Origin of the sequence: Variovorax sp. YR634, assembly GCF_900106655.1 — a bacterium.
Taxonomy (GTDB): Bacteria; Pseudomonadota; Gammaproteobacteria; order Burkholderiales; family Burkholderiaceae_C; genus Variovorax.
Map to the genome: position 1 here is coordinate 141,884 of NZ_FNOL01000002.1, position 15,231 is coordinate 157,114.

Annotated in this window: 10 protein-coding genes; 6 read left to right on the forward strand and 4 right to left on the reverse strand. The window is 68.0% G+C overall.

Annotated features, from left to right (window positions below; all coding sequences use genetic code 11):
• Nucleotides 1-61: 61 nt before the first annotated feature.
• Both BLV60_RS04835 and BLV60_RS04840 read right to left on the reverse strand, forming a co-directional pair.
• Nucleotides 62-910, reverse strand: a complete 849-nt coding sequence (locus BLV60_RS04835) for an oxepin-CoA hydrolase, alternative type (protein WP_093050817.1) — start codon at nucleotides 908-910, stop codon at nucleotides 62-64.
• A gap of 145 nt (nucleotides 911-1,055) precedes the next feature.
• Nucleotides 1,056-3,503, reverse strand: a complete 2,448-nt coding sequence (locus BLV60_RS04840) for a DNA internalization-related competence protein ComEC/Rec2 (RefSeq protein ID WP_093050819.1) — start codon at nucleotides 3,501-3,503, stop codon at nucleotides 1,056-1,058.
• 141 nt (nucleotides 3,504-3,644) lie between these two features.
• On the opposite strand from BLV60_RS04840, the gene BLV60_RS04845 reads away from it, so the two are divergent.
• From BLV60_RS04845 to BLV60_RS04870, 6 genes are all read left to right on the forward strand, one after another.
• On the forward strand, nucleotides 3,645-7,157 hold the full coding sequence (locus BLV60_RS04845) for a transglutaminase family protein (RefSeq protein WP_093050822.1): 3,513 nt from the start codon (nucleotides 3,645-3,647) through the stop codon (nucleotides 7,155-7,157).
• A gap of 62 nt (nucleotides 7,158-7,219) precedes the next feature.
• Nucleotides 7,220-9,970: a circularly permuted type 2 ATP-grasp protein gene (locus BLV60_RS04850; protein WP_093050824.1), complete on the forward strand. Its 2,751-nt coding sequence runs from the start codon at nucleotides 7,220-7,222 to the stop codon at nucleotides 9,968-9,970.
• A gap of 35 nt (nucleotides 9,971-10,005) precedes the next feature.
• The gene (locus tag BLV60_RS04855; protein ID WP_093050827.1) at nucleotides 10,006-10,827 is read left to right on the forward strand and encodes a basic amino acid ABC transporter substrate-binding protein; all 822 of its coding nucleotides are present in this window, start codon (nucleotides 10,006-10,008) and stop codon (nucleotides 10,825-10,827) included.
• 11 nt (nucleotides 10,828-10,838) lie between these two features.
• Nucleotides 10,839-11,807, forward strand: coding sequence for a transglutaminase family protein (locus BLV60_RS04860; protein WP_093050830.1), 969 nt, complete (start codon nucleotides 10,839-10,841; stop codon nucleotides 11,805-11,807).
• Nucleotides 11,804-12,262, forward strand: a complete 459-nt coding sequence (locus BLV60_RS04865) for a RidA family protein (protein ID WP_093050833.1) — start codon at nucleotides 11,804-11,806, stop codon at nucleotides 12,260-12,262. Before BLV60_RS04860 ends, BLV60_RS04865 begins: the two co-directional genes overlap by 4 nt.
• Before the next feature lie 76 nt (nucleotides 12,263-12,338).
• Nucleotides 12,339-12,935 (forward strand): nucleotidyltransferase family protein, encoded by a 597-nt coding sequence (locus tag BLV60_RS04870; protein ID WP_093051805.1) that lies wholly within the window; start codon nucleotides 12,339-12,341, stop codon nucleotides 12,933-12,935.
• 25 nt (nucleotides 12,936-12,960) lie between these two features.
• Here BLV60_RS04870 and BLV60_RS04875 read toward each other — a convergent pair whose 3' ends face one another.
• Nucleotides 12,961-13,626: an aspartate/glutamate racemase family protein gene (locus BLV60_RS04875; protein WP_093050836.1), complete on the reverse strand. Its 666-nt coding sequence runs from the start codon at nucleotides 13,624-13,626 to the stop codon at nucleotides 12,961-12,963.
• 21 nt (nucleotides 13,627-13,647) lie between these two features.
• Nucleotides 13,648-15,102: an MFS transporter gene (locus tag BLV60_RS04880; protein WP_093050839.1), complete on the reverse strand. Its 1,455-nt coding sequence runs from the start codon at nucleotides 15,100-15,102 to the stop codon at nucleotides 13,648-13,650.
• Nucleotides 15,103-15,231: the final 129 nt, after the last annotated feature.

Consider the following 15,231-nt stretch of genomic DNA (forward strand, 5'->3'; position numbering starts at 1 on the left):
TCAGGGCCAGTAGAACCCCTTATGCCAAGGCCGGAGACGGGCCGGAAGACTTTTTCTTCGCTCAGCGCTCAGGCCCTTCCTCGCTGGCCGTCAGCTTCTTGCGGGGCGAGAGAAATCCCTTGATGCGCTCCCCGCTCTCGTCGCTGTAGAGGCTGGCCAGGAAGGATTCGCGCTCGGCGTCGAGCTGCTCACGCCGGCTGCGCCCACGCGCCGAATACACGAGCTGCTTGATGCGCGCCTGCACCTCGAACGGGCCACGCGCGAGCTGTTGCGCCCAGGCGAGCGCGGTGGCGCCGGCCTCCCCATGCGGCACGACCTTGTTGACCACGCCCAGTTCGTGCAGCCGCTTCGCGGTGCTGGGCGTGCCGTCGAGCAGCATTTCGAGGGCGGCCTGCGGCGGCAACGCGCGCACCAGCGAATCGGTGCCGCCGCCGTCGGGCGTGAGGCCCACATTCACATAGGACATGGCGAACTTCGCGTCTTCCGCGGCCACGATCAGGTCGCAGGCCAGGCACAGCGAAAAGCCGCCGCCCATGGCAGCGCCCTCGACAGCGGCAATAACGGGCTGGGGAGCCTCCTGGATCGCCATGATCCATTCGTGCAGCGCATCGATATGGCCATGCTGCTCGGCGGCCGGCAGCTTGCGTTGCCGGGCCAGGCGCCGCAGGTCGCCGCCGCCGCTGAAATGATCGCCCTCCCCGCACAGCACGATGGCACGCACGGTGCGAAAACCCGAGGTGGCGCGCATCGCCTTGGCGGCCGCGCGGTAGACCGACGGATTGAGCGCATTGCGCGCCGCGGGGTTGCTCAGCGTCAGCACCAGCACCGGGCCTTCGCGGTGCATCTTGAGCCGCGCGCCGGGTGCGGCCGCGGCGCTCGTGCTGGTGATGGCCGGAACAGCGGCCGTCACGGCGTATGCCCGGAAAACAGGTCCCACCGAAGGCCTTGACGGTTGTTCATGCTGTCCCCTCTTCTGAGTTGTAGCCAAACGATACAACGCATGGGACGCCAGTACGAGCACGCTGACAAGTGGCCTTTCGGTCTACTTTTGACAATTAGTTCACGATTTCAGGGCTGTGCTGCCAGTACCGCGCATGGCGCTCGCGCTCGCAGGCCACGTCGGCGGGGCGTGTGCTGGTCCAGTGCGCGGCGCCGCAGCGGGTGTTTTCGACCAGCCGCACGCCGCGGTCCCGGTAGCGCGCCGCCACCTCCTGCGCCGGATGGCCGAAGCGGTTGCGATACCCCGCCTGGACAAAGGCAATGCCCGGCTGCACCGCATCGAGGAAAGCCGGGCTCGACGAAGTCTTGCTGCCGTGGTGCGGCGCCAGCAGCACGTCGGCCCGCAGCTGTTCCGGCGTGCGCACGACGAGCGCGGCCTCCTGCAGCCGCTCGATGTCGCCGGCCAGCAGCGCCGCCGCGCGCCCGTTGCCGATGCGCAGCACGCACGAGACGGCATTGGGCTTGATGAAGCCGCGGTAGTCGGTGTCGAACGGATGCAGCACCTCGAAGCGCACGCCGTCCCAGGTCCAGGCCTGCCCCGCCTCGCAACGCCGTGCCGCCAGCGTCGCCTGCAGCGGATGCGTGGCTTCGAGGGAACTCAGCAGCTCGGCCCGCGGCTGCATCGCGAGCACCGCGGGCGCACCGCCGGTGTGATCGGTGTCGCGGTGGCTCAGCACCAGCATGTCGAGGCGCTCGCCGTAGGCCCGCAGCAGCGGCACGAGCACGCGATGGCCGGCATCGCTTTCAAGGCTGTAGCGCGGGCCGGCGTCATAGAGCAGGCTGTGCGTGGCGGTGCGCACGAGCACCGCGTTGCCTTGGCCGATGTCGGCGGCGAGCAACTCGAATTCGCCGGCCGCCGGCCGGGGCGCCTGCCACAGCAACACTGGCAGCAGCAGCGGAATGCCGAGGGCGCGCAGCGACCAAGATAGCCGCATGGCCAGCAATGCACCGCCGGCCACGCCGCAAGCGGCCATCCACAAAGGCGGCGCGGCCATCGACAGCGTCGCATACGGCAGCCCGGCCAGCCATTGCAGCAGCAGCGCCAGCATCTGCACGGCCCGGGCTGCAAGGTCCCACAGCGGCGCCACGGCCACGCCCAGCATGGCCAACGGCGTGATCACGAGCGTGACCCAGGGGATCGCCACCGCATTGGCCACCAAGCCGATCAGCGACACCTGCTGGAACAGCAGCAGGCTCAGCGGCGTGATTGCCAGCGTGATGACCCATTGCTCGCGAAAGAACAGCAACAGGCGGGAAGCGGCGCCGGTCTTCCGCTCGCCCGGCACCGCGGCGTCCGTGGCAAACAACACGCCCACCGCCACGAAGCTCAGCCAGAAGCCGGCCTGCATCAAGGCCCACGGATCAAGCGCGACCACCACGGCCGCCGTCAGCAGCCACACATGCGGCCAAGGCCAGCGCCGGCCCGTGAGGCGCAGCAGCGCGACCGTCGCCAGCATCCACACAGTGCGCTGCGAGGGCACACCCCAGCCGCTGAAGAGCGCGTAGAGCGTGGCCAGCAGCACGCCGCCTATCAACGCTGCCTGCTGCGCCGGCAAGCGCAGCATCAGCCGCGCGCTGCGCCGCCAGAGCAGGCCGACGATGTGCGCGGCCAGCCAGGCAAACATCGTGACGTGGAGACCGGAGATCGACATCAGGTGTGCCACGCCCGTGGCGCGGAACACGTCCCAGCCCGAGCGGTCGATGGCGCTCTGGTCGCCGGTGACCAGGGCCGCGATCACGCCGGCCTGGGCGCGGTCGGGCACGCGCTCGAAGACGCCGTCGCGTACGGCTTCGCGTGCGCGTTCGATGGGATGCCACCACGTGCTTGCCACCAGCATTGGCGCCGCATCGCGCGCGCCGGTTCGCACATAGCCGCTGGCATGTAGGCCCTGCTCCCACATCCAGAGTTCGCTGTCGAAGCCATGGGGATTGCGGCTGCCGTGCGGCGCCTTCAGACGCACCGTCAGCCGCCATCGCTCGCCGGCGTGCAGGGAGCCGACTGTGCTGGCCAAGGGCGTGCGGCTTTCGGAAGCACGGCTCCACAGGCTCGAGCCTTCGGCATACCAGCCGAGTGCAATGCGATCGGGCACCGCGGGCCGCCCCTGCGCATCCGGATCAGCCCAACCCGCGGACTCGACATCCAGACGGAACTGCGTTCCAGCTTCGTTTCGCTGGGGCATCTCCGATACGACGCCCGTGACATGCAGGTCGCGCCCTTCGAGCGCCGGGTCGAGCGCGCCGTTCGCATAGACCGCCGCGCGCCATCCCGCGAGCCCTGCGCCGGCCATCGCGCCGCATAGCAAGGCGATGAGCATCAGGCCCCTGCCCGGCATGCGTCGCCACCACAGGCCGCCTGCGGCCGCGAACAGCAATCCGGCGTACGCCCACGCGGGCCAAAGCACCGCCTGCTGCAGTTGCAAGACGGCTCCCAGCAGCGAGCCACCCAGCGCTACGAACGCCCCCGCTCCACCCACGGCACCGCCAGACGCACGAAACGGCGTCAACGAAAAACTCCCGAACCCATGATGCAAACCCTCCCCAAAGTCACGCTCAGTGGCGCGTTAATTGCTTGGCATCTGGGCTAGTATGCGTCTCACAAGAGACATCTTTTCGATGCAATCTCGCAGTACTGCACACAAAAACGCATGTCCATTCACGCCGCTCTCCACCACGTCACCCACTACAAATACGACCGCCTGGTGCAGTTGGGCCCACAGGTCGTGCGCTTGCGTCCCGCGCCGCATTGCCGCAGCAACGTCATCTCGTATTCGCTGCGGGTCGAGCCGGCCGAGCACTTCGTCAACTGGATGCAGGACCCGTTCGCCAACTACCAGGCGCGGCTCGTGTTCCCCGAGAAGACGCGCGAGTTCAAGGTCACGGTCGACCTCGTGGTCGAGATGGCGGTCTACAACCCCTTCGACTTCTTTCTCGAGCCGCAGGCCGAGAACTTTCCGTTCAAGTACACGGCCTCGCAGGCCGAAGAGCTCGCGCCCTACCTCGTCACCGAAGCGCCCACGCCGCTGCTGCAGGCCTACCTCGACAAGATCGATCGCAAGGAGCAGCGCACCATCGACTTCCTGGTCGGCATCAACCAGCAGGTCCAGCAAGATGTCAACTACCTGATCCGCATGGAGCCCGGTGTGCAGACGCCGGAAGAAACGCTCACCAGCGGCAGCGGCTCATGCCGCGACTCGGGCTGGCTGCTGGTGCAACTGCTGCGCCACTGCGGGCTGGCCGCGCGTTTCGTCTCGGGCTACCTGATCCAGCTCACGCCCGACGTGAAGGCGCTCGACGGCCCGAGCGGCACCACGGTCGACTTCACCGACCTGCACGCCTGGTGCGAAGTGTTCCTGCCGGGCGCAGGCTGGATCGGCCTCGACGCCACCTCGGGCCTGCTGGCCGGCGAGGGCCACATTCCGCTGGCCTGCACGCCCACGCCTTCGAGCGCGGCGCCCATCGAGGGCGGCGTCGACGAATCCGAGGTCGAGTTCGGCCACGAGATGAAGGTCACGCGTATCTACGAATCGCCGCGCGTCACCAAGCCCTACACCGAAGAGCAGTGGTCCGAAGTGCTGGCCCTGGGCGACGCTGTCGACGCGCGCCTGAAGGCCGGCGACGTGCGCCTCACCATGGGCGGCGAGCCGACCTACGTGGCCACCAGCGACCGCGACGCGCCCGAATGGAACACCGACGCCCTCGGCCCTACGAAGCGCGGCTACGCCACCGAGCTCGTGCACAAGCTGCGCGCCGAGTACGGCAAGGGCGGCTTCCTGCATTTCGGCCAGGGCAAGTGGTACCCGGGCGAGCAACTGCCGCGCTGGGCGCTGTCGATCTTCTGGCGCGCCGACGGCCAGACGCTGTGGCACGACCCCGAACTGTTTGCCGACGAGCGCTTTCCCACGCACTACACGAGCGAAGACGCGCGCCGCTTCACCACCGTGCTGGCCCACAAGCTCGGCCTGACCGAGCGCTACATCCAGCCAGGCTACGAAGACATCTACTACTACCTCTGGCGCGAACGCCGCCTGCCGGTGAACGTCGATCCCTTCGAGTCGAAGCTCGACGACGAACTCGAACGTGTGCGCCTGCGCCGCGTGTTCACGCAGAAGCTCGACGCGGTGATCGGCTACATGCTGCCCATCGAGCCCGGCAATGCGAACGGCGACGCCCCCGCGCTCGCCGGCCCGGCCTGGAAGACCGGCCCCTGGTTCCTGCGCGACGACCGGCTCTACCTGATCCCCGGCGACTCGCCCATGGGCTACCGCCTGCCGCTCGACTCGCAGCCGTGGGCCAGCAAGGGCGACTACCCCTACCTGATCGAACGCGACCCGACCGCGCCACGCGGCGCCCTGCCGAGCGCAGCCGACTACCGTGCGCGCTATGCCGTAGGCGCAACCGGCACAGGGGCCGACCTCGGCGCAGTGCCCTATGCCTTCGGCGCACCGCCCGTCGTGCCCGCCTCGCTACGCATGCAGGCGCCGGGCAGTGCCGGCGAAGGCGATGCATCGGCTGCAGCAGCAACTGACGATGCGGACGACAAATCGACCACGCGCCAGCCGCTGCGCGGCGAATCGGCCCACTGGGTCACGCGCACCGCGCTGTGCGTCGAAGTGCGCGACCCGCGCCGCGCCAACGGCCCCTCGGCCGAGAAGAAGGGCAGTGCCTCGGGCGTGCTCTACGTCTTCATGCCGCCGCTCGCGCGCCTGGAGGACTATCTCGACCTGGTTGCGGCGGTCGAAGCCACCGCGCGCGACCTGGGCGTGCGCATCGTGATGGAAGGCTACCCGCCGCCGCGCGACCCGCGACTGAAGATGCTGGCCGTCACCCCCGACCCGGGCGTGATCGAAGTCAACATCCACCCGGCCCACAACTGGAAGGAACTGGTCGACCACACCGAGTTTCTCTACAACGCCGCGTTCGAAACCCGCCTGTCGGCCGAGAAGTTCATGACCGACGGCCGCCACACCGGCACCGGCGGCGGCAACCACTTCGTGATGGGCGGCGCCACGCCCGCCGACAGCCCCTTCCTGCGCCGGCCCGAGCTGCTGGCCAGCCTGCTGCTCTACTGGCACAACCATCCGTCGCTGAGCTATCTGTTCTCGGGCATGTTCATCGGCCCGACGAGCCAGGCGCCGCGCGTGGACGAGGCCCGCAACGACCAGGTCTACGAGCTGGAAATCGCCCTGAAGGAAATCGCGAAGAACCGCGAGATCTATGGCCAGAACATGCCGGCCTGGCTGGTCGACCGCACGCTGCGCAACATTCTGATCGACGTGTCGGGCAACACGCACCGCAGCGAGTTCTGCATCGACAAGCTCTACTCGCCCGACTCGAGCACCGGCCGCCTCGGCCTGCTGGAGTTGCGCGCTTTTGAAATGCCGCCGCATGCGCGCATGAGCATCGCGCAGCAGCTGCTCATTCGCGCGCTGGTCGCCCGCTTCTGGGACGAGCCCTACAAGGCCCCCGTCACCCGCTGGGGCACCGAGCTGCACGACCGCTTCCTGCTGCCGACCTTCGTCAAGATGGATTTCGACGACGTCATCAGCGAGATGCGCCAGGCCGGCTTCGCCTTCGATGCCGACTGGTTCGCGCCGCACTTCGAGTTCCGCTTCCCGCTGGTGGGCCAGATGCAGGCGATGGGCGTGGAGCTCTCGCTGCGCAACGCGCTCGAACCCTGGCACGTGATGGGCGAAGAAGGTTCGGCCGGCGGCACGGTGCGCTATGTCGATTCGTCGCTCGAACGCATCGAGGTGCGCGTGACCGGCCTGAACGAGAGCCGCCACGTCATCACCGTCAACGGCAAGGTGCTGCCGCTGCAGCCCACCGGCGTGGTCGGCGAGTTCGTGGCCGGCGTGCGCTACAAGGCCTGGAACCCGCCTTCGGCCCTGCACCCGAGCATCCCGGCCCACGCGCCGCTGACCTTCGACCTGGTCGACACCTGGATGAAGCGCTCCCTGGGCGGCTGCCAGTACTTCGTCGCCCACCCGGGCGGGCGCAATTACGACACCTTCCCGGTCAACGCCTACGAGGCGGAAAGCCGCCGCCACTCGCGCTTCACCCGCACCGGCCATACACCCGGACTCATGCGCACGCCCCCGGCAACCATCGAGCTGCCGGGCAGCCGCGAATTCCCGTTCACGCTGGATCTGCGGCGATAAGGGGACATTTAGCACGCTGCCCAAACGGATACCCGTGAAGGCAGTGTGACAATCCCCCTCCTGTGGAACCTTTGAACGAATCCCTGTTCGACGCCCAGGCACTGGAGTTTCCAGCGGCCCTGGCGTCGGCGCTCGCCCCGCCGGCCCTGCCCGGCCATTTCGACGAACTGCGTGGGCAGGCCACGGCGGTAGCGCCTGTGCGGCCAGTGCCGGGGGCTGCGCCAGCCCCTGCGCCCGCCCCGCTGCTGTACGACGCCGCGGTCGAACGACCACCGGCGGCCGGGCAGTCGCAGTCCCAATCGCAGTCGTCGCTGTCTCAATCCCAGACACAGACACAGGGCCCTTCCGCCGAACAACCGCCGCTCACGCCCGCCTGGAACGCCTTCTTCGAACAACTCGGCCCGGGCGGCTTCAACGACCTCCCCCGGCGCGCGGCCAGCCTTGAACGGCAGATCCGCGACAACGGCGTCACCTACAACGTGTACGCCGACGCCAACGGCCCGCAGCGGCCGTGGTCGCTCGATCTGTTCCCGCTGATCGTCTCGCCCGAAAGCTGGAGCCAGATCGAGGCCGGCGTGCTGCAGCGCGTGCGCGTGCTCGACCGCGTGATGGCCGACGTCTACGGCCCGCAGCAGCTGCTGGCCGAAGGGCTCATTCCCCCGGCGCTGGTGCGCGGCCACCCCGGCTATCTGCGCGCGCTGCACGGCGTGAAGCCGCCGGGCGACACCTGGCTGCACATCACCGCCTTCGACCTCGCGCGCGGCCCCGACGGCAACTGGTGGGTGGTTTCGCAGCGCACGCAGGCGCCTTCGGGCCTGGGTTACCTGCTCGAAAACCGCCTCGCCATCACGCGGCAGTTTCCTCAGGCCTTCGAGGCGCTGCACGTGCAACGCCTGGCCGCCACCTACAGCGCCATGATGGAAGGCCTGCAGCGCATGTGCCCGGCCGGCGTACCGCCGCACATCGCGCTGCTCACGCCCGGCCCGTACAACGAAACCTACTTCGAGCACGCGTATCTCGCGCGCTACCTGGGCATCACGCTGGTCGAAGGCAGCGACCTCACGGTGCGCGACCAGCGGCTCTACCTCAAGACGCTGCAGGGCCTGCGCCCGGTGCACGGCCTCATCAAGCGGCTCGACGACCAGTTCCTCGACCCGCTGGAACTGCGCCCCGATTCCACGCTCGGCGTGCCCGGCCTGCTGCAGGCCATTCGTGCCGGCAACGTGCTGGTGGCCAACATGCCGGGCTCGGCGTTCCTCGAATCGCCCGCGCTGCTCGGCTTCTTGCCGGGGCTGGCGCGCCGCCTGATCGGCGAAAAGCTCAAGCTGCCCGCGCTGCCCACCTGGTGGTGCGGCGAGCGCGCCGCGCTCGAATCGGTGCTGCCGCAACTGGCCGACTGCGCCATCAAGCCCACCTATCCCGGCTTCGACGGCCGCGCCAGCTTCGACGCCGTGCTCGGCAGCCAGCTCGGCCGGCGCGAGCTCGACGAATGGGCCGGCCGCATCGTGCGAGAAGGCGATGTGCACACCGTGCAGGGCTACCAGCCGCTGTCGCAGATGCCCACCTGGGCCAACGACATGGGCCCGGGCCACATCGCGCCACGCGCCGTGCTGCTGCGCGTGTTCGCGGTGAGCGACGGCGCGCAGTCGTGGCGCGTGCTGCCCGGCGGCCTGGCCCGGCTCGCTGGGCCCGATGCGCAGATCGCGTCGATGCAGCGCGGCGGCAGCAGCGCCGACGTGTGGGTGCAGACCCACGGCGAGGTCGACCGCACCACGCTGCTGCAGCCGCACGCCACGCCGGCATCGCTCGCGCGGCACCGCGCGCCCGTTACCAGCCGCGCTGCGGAAAACATGTTCTGGCTCGGCCGCTACACCGAGCGCGCCGAAAACGCCGTGCGCCTTGCGCGCCTCACGCTCAACCTGCTGGGCAGCGAAGACCAGTCCTCGCGGCCGCTGCTCGAATGGCTGCACCGCATGGCGCTGCGCAATGCACTGGTGCCGGCCGAAGTGCCGAGCGCGCCGCAATCGCGCCGCGTGTTCGAACGCGCGCTCATCGCCGAACTGGGCGATGTGGAGCGCGGCGGCAGCGTGGGTTTCAGCCTGATGTGCATCCGGCAAGCGGCCGCCGCCGTGCGCGAGCGCCTGTCGCAGGACAACTGGAACCAGATCGTGCGCGCCGAGACCGACTTCCTGCGCCGCGCGGCCGAGCAGGCCGGCGAAGGCAGCTTTGCCAGCAGTGCCGCGTTGCGCGCCCTCGAGTCCGCCAGCACCGCGCTGGCCGCCATGACCGGCGCGCAGACCGACCGCATGACGCGCGACGACGCCTGGCGGCTGCTGTCCATCGGCCGCCACATCGAGCGACTGGGCTTTCTGTCGAATGCGCTGGAGGCCGGCTTCGACAACGGCGCCGTGCACGAGGTGAGCGGCTTCGAGGCGATGGTGGCGCTGTTCGACAGCACCATCACCTTCCACGCCCGCTACCAGCAGCGCCGCGACGTCGCCACCATGGTCGACCTGCTGGTGCTCGACGCCGAAAACCCGCGCTCGCTCGCATGGGTCACGCAGACCCTGCGCGGGCGCATTGCACGGCTGGCCGGCAGCGCGCCCGGCAAGCTGACCGCGCTGTCGTACGAACTGCCCGACCCGGCCGGCTGGACGCTCGAACACCTCTGCGCCGCAGGGCCCGAAGCCAACTACCCGGCCCTCGTCGAGCTGCTCGCCAACTGCGAGACGGCCGCCTACCATGTGTCCGATGCGATCGGCACACGCTACTTCACGCTGACATCCGAATCGCTGCGCTCGGTCGGAGCCTGATTCCCAGACAAAGACAGTTCCAAGGAGGCATATCCATGTCAGGCATCGCCATCAACCGCCGCTTCGCACTCACCGCCGCCGGCATGCTCGCGGCGCTCGCCATCGCGGCCTGCAGCAAGCAGGAGCCTGCCGCGCCCGCCGCAGCCAGCGCACCGCCTCCACCTGCCGCCGCCCGGGTGCTGGTGGTCGGCACCGACGCCGCCTACACGCCCTTCGAATCGCAGAACGACAAGGGCGAGATCGTGGGCTTCGACATCGACGTGGTGAAGGCGGTCGCGCAGAAGGCCGGCATCGAGGTGAAGTTCGTCAACACGCCATGGGAAGGCATCTTCAACGCGCTCGACCAGGGCGACCGCGACCTGCTGGTGTCGGCCATCACGATCACTGACGAGCGCCGCCAGACGATGGATTTCTCGCAGTCGTATTTCGACGCCAGGCAGCTGATCGCCGTGAAGAACGACTCGCCCGTCACGAAGTTCGATGACATCAAGACCCTGAAGGTCGGCGTGCAGAACGGCACCACGGGCGACGAGGTCGTGGGCAAGCTGCTGGGCAAGTCGAGCACCGCCATCAAGCGCTTCGAATCGACGCCGCTCGCGCTCAAGGAACTCGAAGCCGGCGGCGTGCAGGCCGTGGTGGCCGACAACGGCGTGGTGGTGCACTACATCGCCAACAACACTGCAGGCGGCTTCAAGACGGTGAGCGATGCGAACTTCCCGGTCGAGAAGTACGGCATTGCCGTGAAGAAGGGCAACACCGAACTGCTCGCCAAGATCAACCAGGGCCTCGAAGGCATCCGGGCCGACGGCACCTACGCCAAGATCTACGCTTCGCATTTCGGCGCCGAGTCGAAGTAGGCCAACCCATCATGCTGCTACACGTCACCCACGAAACGCGCTACGAGTACGCGCCGCCGGTCGAGACGGCGCAGCACCTCGCCCACCTGAAGCCGCTGGCCACCGATTCGCAGCGGCTCGTGAGCCACAAGCTCGCCATCGAGCCCGCGCCCGCGCAGCGCAGCGAAGTGGCCGACCTGTACGGCAACACGCGCGCCTTCTTCGCGCTCGAGGCCACGCACGACCGGCTCGTCGTCACGGCCGAGAGCGTGGTCGAAACCTCGGTGCCCGTGCTGCCCGCCACCGTGGCGCGCGAGCTGCCCTGGGAGAGCGTGCGCGAACGCTTCCGCTTCCGCAAGGACGCCACCTTCGACGCGGCCTCGGAGTTCGTCTTTCCGTCGCCCTACGTGCCGCGCCACGACGACTTCACGGCCTACGCCCGCGCCAGCTTCGTGCCCGGCCGCCCCACCTTCGACGTGGCGATGGACCTCACCGAGCGCATGTACGAAGACTTCGCGTACGACGCCGACAGCACCGAGATCAACACCCCCGCCGTCGAGGCCCTCGCGCAGCGCAAGGGCGTATGCCAGGACTTCGCCCACATCATGATCGCGTGCTTCCGCACCATGGGCCTGCCCGCGCGCTACGTGAGCGGCTACCTGCTGACACAGCCGCCACCCGGCCAGCCCCGGCTGGTGGGCGCCGACGCCTCGCACGCCTGGGTGTCGGTGTACCTGCCCGGCGACGGCCCCGAGGGCGTCGGCAGTCAAGGCGGATGGGCCGACTTCGACCCCACCAACGGCCGCCAGCCGGGCGAAGACTACGTCACGCTCGCCATCGGCCGCGACTACTCCGACGTGTCGCCGATGCGCGGCGTACTCCATGGTGGCGCAAGGCACACGCTGCGGGTCGGCGTGACCGTGCAGCCAGTGGGGGAAGTGATCGAGGGCCTGCCGCAAACCCGGACACAATCGCCTTCCCAAGACAAGGAGTCTCCATGAGCGTTTACGACAAACTTTCCAGCCTCGGCATCACCCTGCCCCCGGTCTCCGCCCCCGCGGCCGCCTACGTGCCCTTCGTGCAGACCGGCAACCTCGTGTTTCTCTCGGGCCATATCGCGAAGAAGGACGGCAAGGTCTGGGCCGGCCAGCTCGGCGCCAACATCAGCACCGAAGAAGGCAAGCAGGCCGCACGCGCCATCGCCGTCGACCTGCTCGGCACGCTGCATGCGGCCGTGGGCGACCTCAACAAGGTCAAGCGCATAGTCAAGGTGATGAGCCTGGTCAACTCGGTCGGCACCTTCACCGAACAGCATCTGGTGACCAACGGCGCGAGCGAGTTCTTCGCCGAAGTCTTCGGGCCTGAAAAGGGCGCGCATGCACGCAGCGCCTTCGGCGTGGCGCAGGTGCCGATGGGGGCTTGCGTGGAAATCGAGCTGATTGCTGAAGTCGGCTGATCCGCTTCTTTCGCATCTCCACGATTCGAGGCCTGACGGCGATGGTCGTCAGGCCTCTTTGCATTGCGTCGACACCATGCCATTGACACCCACCGGCTTGATCGAGCAAGCCATGCAGGACCCGGCCAACGCCGCGCTGCTTTCACGCCTGCCCGGCCTCGGGCTTCGCCAGGGCTTCCTGACCGCCGGCTGCCTGTTCCAGGCGACGTGGAACCGTCTTTCCGACAAACCGCCCGGCTGGGGCGTGAAGGACTACGACGTCTTCTACTTCGACGACACCGACCTGTCGTGGGAAGCCGAAGACATCGTGATCCAGCGCGTGCAGAAAGCGGTGGCCGACCTGGGCGTGAGCGTGGAGGTCAAGAACCAGGCGCGCGTTCACCTCTGGTATGAGCAGCGCTTCAAGTCGCCCTACCCCCGGCTCGGGTCCGCGCGCGACGGGATCGACCGCTACCTCATCGCATGCACCCGCGTCGGCATCGACCTGGCCGACGGAACGCTCTATGCGCCCGACGGGCTGGACGACCTGGCAGCGGGCATTCTGCGCATGAACCCGCTGCTCCCGATGCGCGAGTTGTTCCTCAAGAAGGCGGCGGACTACCAGGCGCGATGGCCGTGGCTGCGGATCGTGCAGCCAGAAGCGGCTACTCGCGCTTCCAGTTCGACACTGTGATGAACACGTCCACGGTGCTCATTCCTCATGCTCCCCGGGTTGCTGCGAACCGCGAACACAGCAGTCGCATGGCGGCCGAGATGGGCGCGATCACCGGCACGTCGAACCGTGGGGCCAGCGCCAGTGCGGCCTGCCCCAGCGGACCGCCGCCGATGATCACCGCCTGGGCGCCGTCTTCGTCGATGCAGCACTGCACGGCCTTTGCCAGCGCTTCTTCCAGCGCCTGCGGATCGGCTGCCAGCGCGCGCGGGTCGCCTTGCGTCAGGCGGATGCCGGTGTAGAGAGCGCGCAGTCCCAGCGCGGCCGCCCTGCCCTCGATGGGCGACACCAGTTCGGGCGTGACCGTGGCAATGCCGAAGCGGCGACGACCCTCGCTGGCCGCGAGCATCGATGCTTCGGCGATGCCGACCACCGGCACGCTTGCTTCACGGCGCAGCAACTCGATGCCCGGATCGCCGAAGGCGCTGACAATCACGCCATTCCACCTTCCGCCGGCAACGGAACGCCAGGCTTTCAACACCTCCGTCGCAGCCGCATTCAGCTCGTCTTCATTGACGATCATGGGCGGCCCGCCGGCCGCGGTGATGCCTGTCACGCGGCATCCGGCAGGTGCCTCGCTGCTGGCGATCTTCGCCATCATTGCGGTGGTCGACGACGACGAGTTGGGGTTGATGAGCAGGATTTCTTGCATGCGTGAGGACTCTCTGAAAATTCAACCCGGCTGCACGATCTTCGTGGTCGGGGCAGCGTCGTCGCCGGGGCTTTCACCCGGCAGCGGCAACGCATCGGGCGACTGGCCATAGGTCTCGGGCACGCTCTGCACGCTGACCACGAAGACCGCGTACATACCGGCCGCAAGGCCGAACACGCCGACCAGGCCGAAGGCATCGAAGAGCCGGCCCGCCACCAGCGGCATCAGCGCGCCTGCCGCTGTGCCAGTGGCAAGAATGAAGGCCGTGCCGAAGGCTCGCACCCGGGTCGGGTACAGCTCGGGCGCAAAGATCCAGATCGTCGTGTTGAGCAGCAGCACGAAGAACTGGAACACCGCGCCGGCAATCAGGATCACCACGATGCTCTTGGCAACGAAGCCGATGGTCAACGCCGCCAGGCAGGCGCACACGGCGCCGGCCGTCAGCACGCGCTTGCGCGGAAAGTGAAAACCCAGCAGCGAGGCTGCGATGGCCCCCAGCAGGCTCCCGCCCTGCATCACCATCGTGAAGAGCAGACTCTTCGACATGCTGTAGCCCAGGGCAACAAGGATGGTCGGCATCAGCGTGAGCACCGAGATCTGCGCGCCGTAGGTCATCCAGATCGTGATGCACAGCGGAATGGTCCGCCGCGCCAGTGCGCCGCGAAAGATCTCGGTCACGCGTACCTTGATGCGGGCATTCGGCGCGGCCAGCCCATCGTCGGTGATGTACTGATGCTGCGGCACGTTCTTCTTCGAAAGCCTGCCCGACGCCAGTCGCGACAACACCGCATTGACTTCCTTCACCTTGCCCTGCGACATGAGGAAGCGCGGCGTCTCAGGAATGTAGCGGCGATAGAAAGCACCGAGTAGCGCCGGCACCATCAGGCAGGCGAACAGCCAGCGCCATGCGTTGTCGCCCGGGAACATCCAGAACACCAGCAGGCCGAAGCCCGGCGCCAGGAAGTTGCCGAGCCCACCCGCGCCGACGTTCACCAGCCCGACAGCGGTGCCGCGGAACTTGGTCGAGCAGAACTCGGCCAGCATGGTGACGGCGATCGCGATCTCGCCGCCCAGCCCGAAACCCACGACCGCGCGGCCCAGCGCCATCACCGCCAGGTTGGGCGCCATCGCGCAGATGCCTGCGCCGAGGGTGAACAGCAGCAGGTCGATCGACAGCATCACGCGCCGGCCGTAGCGGTCGGCAATGAAGCCCGAGATGATCCGCCCCACCGCCGCGCAGGCGAAGGTGACGGTGTTCAGCAAGCCGATGTCGGAAGCGCTGAGCCCCCACTGCTCGCGCAGCATCGGTCCCACGATACCCACGGCATTCTGCTCGAAGCTGTCGAACAGGCAGCCGATGAGGATCAAAAAGATGATCGTGTGGTGCGATCGCGTGACGCCGATCTTGTCGAGCGCTCTGTCGAGTTCGGCGACCCGGGGCGAGTCGGGTCCGGAAGAGAGTGCAGGTCCAGCCATAGGAAACCCCTTGAGAAAGGTATGAAGTGCTTTGCTCGGCGCAGTCCGGAATCGCTTCGCATGCTATCGGCGACTCCATCGGCATGACATATCGATTTCACCTAGTTTGTTTTTGTGAAATCTTAATTT